Source organism: Galbibacter sp. (assembly GCF_035306585.1).
Taxonomy (GTDB): Bacteria; Bacteroidota; Bacteroidia; order Flavobacteriales; family Flavobacteriaceae; genus Galbibacter.
This window is the reverse complement of the sequence record NZ_DATGNU010000036.1, coordinates 1-5,722: the sequence shown is the minus strand read 5'-3', so window position 1 is coordinate 5,722 and position 5,722 is coordinate 1. Positions and strand designations below refer to the sequence as shown.

The 5,722-nt window shown below is 37.2% G+C and carries 6 protein-coding genes and 1 pseudogene; 3 read left to right on the top strand and 4 right to left on the bottom strand.

All coding sequences use genetic code 11. The features are described 5' to 3' along the window. Nucleotides 1-328 (bottom strand): annotated as a pseudogene (locus tag VKY50_RS04075) (family 43 glycosylhydrolase); the annotation flags it as partial. 388 nt (nt 329-716) lie between these two features. On the opposite strand from VKY50_RS04075, the gene VKY50_RS04070 reads away from it, so the two are divergent. Both VKY50_RS04070 and VKY50_RS04065 read left to right on the top strand, forming a co-directional pair. Further along, on the top strand, nt 717-1,049 hold the full coding sequence (locus VKY50_RS04070) for a CidA/LrgA family protein (RefSeq protein WP_324299127.1): 333 nt from the start codon (nt 717-719) through the stop codon (nt 1,047-1,049). Beyond that, a complete protein-coding gene (locus tag VKY50_RS04065) occupies nt 1,049-1,744 on the top strand; it encodes an LrgB family protein (protein WP_324299125.1) in 696 nt (231 codons plus the stop codon). Before VKY50_RS04070 ends, VKY50_RS04065 begins: the two co-directional genes overlap by 1 nt. 114 nt (nt 1,745-1,858) lie before the next feature. Here VKY50_RS04065 and VKY50_RS04060 read toward each other — a convergent pair whose 3' ends face one another. Both VKY50_RS04060 and VKY50_RS04055 read right to left on the bottom strand, forming a co-directional pair. Then, on the bottom strand, nt 1,859-3,526 hold the full coding sequence (locus VKY50_RS04060) for a sulfatase family protein (RefSeq protein ID WP_324299123.1): 1,668 nt from the start codon (nt 3,524-3,526) through the stop codon (nt 1,859-1,861). A gap of 375 nt (nt 3,527-3,901) precedes the next feature. Next, a complete protein-coding gene (locus tag VKY50_RS04055; protein ID WP_324299121.1) occupies nt 3,902-4,084 on the bottom strand; it encodes a peptidase associated/transthyretin-like domain-containing protein in 183 nt (60 codons plus the stop codon). Nucleotides 4,085-4,598: 514 nt separating this feature from the next. Between VKY50_RS04055 and VKY50_RS04050 the strand changes: the two genes are divergently transcribed. Then, nucleotides 4,599-5,102 carry a DUF4199 domain-containing protein gene (locus VKY50_RS04050; protein ID WP_324299119.1) on the top strand — a complete coding sequence of 168 codons (504 nt, stop codon included), beginning with the start codon at nt 4,599-4,601 and terminating at the stop codon, nt 5,100-5,102. 36 nt (nt 5,103-5,138) lie between these two features. Here VKY50_RS04050 and VKY50_RS04045 read toward each other — a convergent pair. Beyond that, the coding region (locus VKY50_RS04045; RefSeq protein ID WP_324299117.1) for a class I SAM-dependent methyltransferase at nt 5,139-5,722 on the bottom strand (584 nt) is incomplete at its 5' end.

Sequence of the window (5,722 nt, the reverse complement as noted above, 5' to 3'; positions counted from 1 at the left end):
GCGCCCACATACTATAAGCATCTGGATCTCCCCATGGAACATCTTTTTGACTAAGTATGACGCCGTGATCCTCCCACTCGGTAAGGTTTTCGGAGGAAAATACATGGTAGTCTGCCATATTGAACCATTCGGGACGCCCCTCGCCTACTGGCGGAATAATATCATGAGAAGGGTACACATATAATTTACCATTAAAAACTCTTGCAGTTGGGTCAGCAGTAAATTGATCCATCACTAATGGGTTCTGTCCGTAAGATACACTCAGAACTAGGAAAAGAAGAAAATTTAGAATATCGTGAATTTTAAAATTCAAAAAGGCAGTACTCATTATTAATAAAATTTAGTATTTATTGTTAATAGCCATATGTTCAAGCTGGTTACCTTACCATTTAAGAAAGAATATGGAGATTGGGATCAATAGAACATACAAGTTGGACCCGACACCGATCAAATCTACGGATCCCCAACAAATATATCGGATATTAAAACAGTGGTGATGACATTTTGTTACATATCCATATCGCTTTATAACATATGGAATCAAAGATGCGAAGAAATTAGGTATCCTACGGTATAAATAAACTATTACAGGGGCTATTTTCGCCTTCCATAGTAAGAACATTCCCCTAACACTTTTATGGGTCGCTCGATAGAAAATCGGTATATTTGATCCTACCAACGGAACTAAACATTATACAAAAATAGAACGCCGAGACATGATAAAATCCCTATTACTGATTTTCCTTTTTTTACTACTAGGTGAATCGTTACAGTTTTTCTTCCAGTTACCCATTGCAGGGAACATACTGGGAATGGGGCTAATTTTCCTAGCCCTCAATCTTAAGGTGATCCAATTAGAGGACGTAAAGCCGGCCTCCGATTTTCTAATCAAATATTTAGTGGTGTTTTTCATTCCCTACGGTGTTGGTTTAATGGTATATGCCGATATCCTAAGCCAGTATTGGATTCCAATTTCTGTGGCAGTAATTTTTAGCACCTTATTATGCTTGTATCTCACAGGATTATTGTTTCAGTTATTACGTAAGTAATGAAGGTATTCTTTGAACAACCCATCTTTGGAGTAACACTAACGCTCCTAGCTTATTATCTCTCTGGATTATTAAAACGAAGGTTTAATTACATTCTCTTTAACCGCATACTCGTGTCGGTTGTAATGATTATTCTGGTGCTCCTGGCCTTAGAAATTGATTTCAAGCAGTACAATATAGGCGGAAAATACATCAGCTTTTTTCTAGGTCCTTCTGTGGTTTCCTTGGGAGTGTTTTTATTTGAAAAACTTCAGCAAATAAAACAAGATATAAAACCCTTTATGATTTCTGTCATCTTAGGGGGACTATTGGGAATGCTCGCTGTACTGGGGAGTTTATACCTTTGGAACTCACCTGAGATTCTTGCAAAATCTTTAATTGCCAAATCTGTCACTACTCCTATTGCTATTGAGATAACTAAAGTCACCGAAGGCCTTCCAGAGATCACCGCTGGGATTGTGATAATAACCGGTATTCTTGGCAATGCCATCGGAGCCCCTTTTCTACGAAAATTGGGTATCACCAACCCATTAGCGATTGGGACTGCTCTAGGAACTAGTGCCCATGGAATCGGAACCGCTCGTGCCTTTGAGATCAGTACATCTGCAGGGGTTTATAGTGGATTAGCGATGTGCTTTAACGGGCTATTAACAGCCTTACTCGCCCCCTACATTCTACAATGGGTCCTCACATAAGGTCAACAAAAAAAAAGGAATCTAACCTGTTTTAATAAGGCTGATTCCTTTTTTGGATACATCTTAATTTGGATCTTCCACCTTCAGATCCAAAAAAGACCATGCTTAATATAATTAGTTAGCGCCAATTATATCATTGTACGAATCAATAAATCGTTGATCATTTTCAGGAGAATCCTTATACTTGGCTCGTACTTCTTTTAATTTCGCAGTCATCATTTCTACCACATCAGCATATTTGGGATCATGATACAGATTGTGAAGCTCATTTGGATCATTGATTCGATCGTAGAGTTCCCACTGATCAATATCGTAATAGAAATGTATTAGTTTATACTCCTTGGTGACCACCCCATAGTGCCTTCTTACATTATGCTCCCCAGGATACTCATAATAATGATAATAAACAGCATCCCTGTCCCACTGCTCATCGTCTCCCGTTAGAATGGGAACAAGACTTTTACCTTGCATATCCTCAGGAGCCTCCACACCAGCTATCTCTAAAAAGGTCTGAGCAAAATCAAGGTTTTGAACCATTTCATCTTCTGAAATTCCAGGGGTAATCTTATGAGGCCATTTTATTAACAACGGTGTTTTAAAAGATTCCTCATACATAAACCGTTTATCAAACCATCCGTGCTCACCTAAATAAAAGCCTTGATCTGAGGTATAGATTACTATGGTATTTTCACTAAGTTGATTGTTATCCAAATAATCTAGTAGTCTTCCAACATTTTCATCCACTGAGGCTATGGTTCCTAAATAGTCCTGCAAATACCGTTGGTACTTCCATAGCGTTAAAGTCGAATCATCCATGGATGGATATGCCTCTTTAAAAGCACTGTTAATGGGATCGTAGGTCTGCTTCCAGGCATTTTTTTGTTCGGCATTCATACGACTGGTTGGGTCGATATCCATATAAGGCTCCTGAATTCCTAAATCCTCCAAGGTTTCCTTATAAATCTTATTGTCATATCCCAGAGTCATGTGCTTTTTAATTCCCATTTCTGCCTGACGTGCCGCCGTACTATAGGGGTTTAAATTCACATCTCCCTTTAGGTCACCTGAGATGGAGTTCTCCCCTGTTAAATTTCTTTTATAATCATCAAAAAGAGTCTTTGGTAATGGAAACGTTTTCCCAGCATACTCTTGTAAATGCCTTTGTGCAGGTAACCACGCACGGTGAGGCGCTTTATGTAAATACATCAGTAAGAAAGGCTTCTCTGGATCACGCCGGTGATCCAACCAATCAATGGTCAGGTCAGTAATAATATCCGTGACGTACCCCACTATAGTGGTGTCTCCTTTATTGGTTATAAAATCAGGGTTGTAATAACTCCCTTGTCCTGGTAAAATCTTAAATTCATCAAAACCTTTTGGATTGTTTCCAAAATGTAATTTTCCAAACATAGCGGTTTGATAACCTGCTTTTTGAAGCAGTTGTGGAAAGGTTACATTAGTGGTATCAAAGACACTAATATTATCAATTTTACCATTCATATGACTGTGCTTTCCAGTTAAAATCACCGCTCTAGATGGCGCACATATGGAATTGGTTACCGAGGCATTGGTAAACAACATCCCTTCTTCGGCGATTCGATCTATATTTGGCGTTTGGATTAATTGATCATTATAGGCGCTAATAGCCTGGTATCCGTGGTCATCGGACATAATAAAAACGATATTTGGTTTGGATTTTAATTGAAGTTCTTTTTTCTCCGAACAACTCGAGCAGACGGTCAAGAGAAAAAAGAAAAATAAATTGCATTTTATAAAATTCATATTGTAATGGAGTTAGTAGTTTTTAATTTTAAATGAAATAGGAATTTATAAATACCCCCTTTCAATTTTTATTTTGAAGCTTTATCATGCGAGTACTTCTACTTTTAGTTATGCAAACTCCCCGCTGAAAAATCTCAGCGGGAAGTTTCCCAACCAACCTAAATCAACTGAATACATACAGCTAATTTATTCCTTGAATACTGTGTGTGATTTTTTATCACTTTACGGCTTAGTTTACACCGCTATAATTTTTTTGTGAGTAACTTATCACTTATACAAGGTACATCTGTAGTGATGTTTCTCTTTATTATACTTCAAAAGCCATTGTCCTTAGCGAGCTACACTTTTTTAGCTATGGTCTTTTGCTGATGAAAGCTAAAATTCGATGGATAGGATGACAATCCCATTGGTCGTCCCTTTCTCAATCACGTTTACACCAGGAATCGGTGTCCCAGTTTCTGCATCTAAAACAACCCCGCTGGTGGTAATGGAACTCTGCTGTCCAGAAACCATTAGTGCAGTGAAGAAAATGCAACAAAAAAGAATTACGTTTCTCATAATTAAATTAGATAGTTTATGTTCTATAGTCCACTTAAATTCGATAAAGCACTCGTTATTGTTAGTTTACATTTTTAAGCCGTTTATCCAGCCATAGTACTTAATCGATTTCGCTGTACAAGATATCAAAAAGGTTAAATAACTGTTAAGTTTTTAGGCTACATTAGGGATACATATTAGGTACTTTTAGGTTACATCATACATAATCCATTATTAATGAATACGAATAAGTACAAGGGATTAAAGGATAAACCACCAAAGAATACAAGCGTTTAACTTAGATTTAGAGGTAACATTAATAGATACCATTACCAAATTATCACAATGTAAGAAGTAAGCAAAATCGTTGCTAAAACAAAGGTTATATATCATCAAAAGAGCCTTAAAATGTATTTATACATACCAAAATTGAAAGAGCATATACTAATTGGAGCAAAGATTATGTCTAAATGAACACACCTATTTAGAAAAATACCTTAACTTGTAAGGAAGGATTATTAATTAAATAACACAGATGGAGGTTCAAAAAACAGCTCTTAAATACGGAATGATAACTGGAGTAGTCTTAATTATATATTTTCTCCTACTTGCCCTAGTGGGATTGCATAAACATGCCGCTTTTAGCGTAGCCAATATCCTGATCACGGGATCTGGAATCTATCTAGCGATACAGCGCTTAAAAAGGATTGAAAAAGAGACCTTCAGGTATCAATTCGGTTTTGCTACAGGAATCGTTACTGGATTTACTGCAACGATCATTTTCACCTTGTTTTCAACCCTCTACATCACAGAGCTCAATCCGAATTTCACCCATGAATTTATGACCAAATGGGAGTTTGATTGGTTTGCTGGCAACGGAATGTTACTCTTGACAATCTTTCTCATGGGACTGGCAACTACGGTGGTATTGACACTGGCTTTTATGCAATTATTTAAAGACAGTTGGAATACCATCGAAGGAAGTAAACACACCTTATCCAAACACAACAATGTAAAATCTAAGAAAAGAGCACATTAGTATTGTACCAGGGGTAGTTATTAGGGTAAGAGTCGGTTATTTTTTAAACCCTACAAAGGATGCAAAACACAAATTCTTATGTAGTACATCCACTTGGTTAAAGCCAACCTTCTTTAATAATTCTAGCTGATACATAAGACTTCTTGGACTATCTTCTTTTTCAATATAGGCAAAGACCTTGTCGCGGTACTCCTTATTCTCTAGTTGAGTGAGGTATGCACCATATAAATCTGTATAAATATATTGCTGCAAAGACGCTGTATGCTGTTGGACTAAATCGAAAATCCAAATACTTCCCCCAGGTTTTAAAAGATTATAAAGCTTTTCAAAAGCAGCTTCCCAGTCCTTATCATCTCGCAGATGATGTAGAACGGAAGTGGCGATGATAACATCAAATTCTTCCCCTTCAAAAGCTTGTGTTCTAAAATCACCCTTAATCGCTCTTACTTTCTGACTCGTTAAATTACTTACCCGCTGTGTTGCTCTCTCCAGCATGGGTTTACTTAAATCCAATAAGGTGTATTGGACATCTTTAACTTTCTGGGCAAGTTTTACGCTAAAATTCCCCGCACCGCAGCCTACATCCAAAACTGATATTCCATTGGGATATGCTTTTGAGA

What these genes read in the sequence shown, in the direction of transcription:
- VKY50_RS04070 (WP_324299127.1), top strand. Translation starts at nt 717, where the DNA reads ATGATAAAATCCCTATTACTGATTTTCCTTTTTTTACTACTAGGTGAA.
- VKY50_RS04065 (WP_324299125.1), top strand. Translation starts at nt 1,049, where the DNA reads ATGAAGGTATTCTTTGAACAACCCATCTTTGGAGTAACACTAACGCTC.
- VKY50_RS04060 (WP_324299123.1), bottom strand. Translation starts at nt 3,526, where the DNA reads ATGAATTTTATAAAATGCAATTTATTTTTCTTTTTTCTCTTGACCGTC.
- VKY50_RS04055 (WP_324299121.1), bottom strand. Translation starts at nt 4,084, where the DNA reads ATGAGAAACGTAATTCTTTTTTGTTGCATTTTCTTCACTGCACTAATG.
- VKY50_RS04050 (WP_324299119.1), top strand. Translation starts at nt 4,599, where the DNA reads ATGGAGGTTCAAAAAACAGCTCTTAAATACGGAATGATAACTGGAGTA.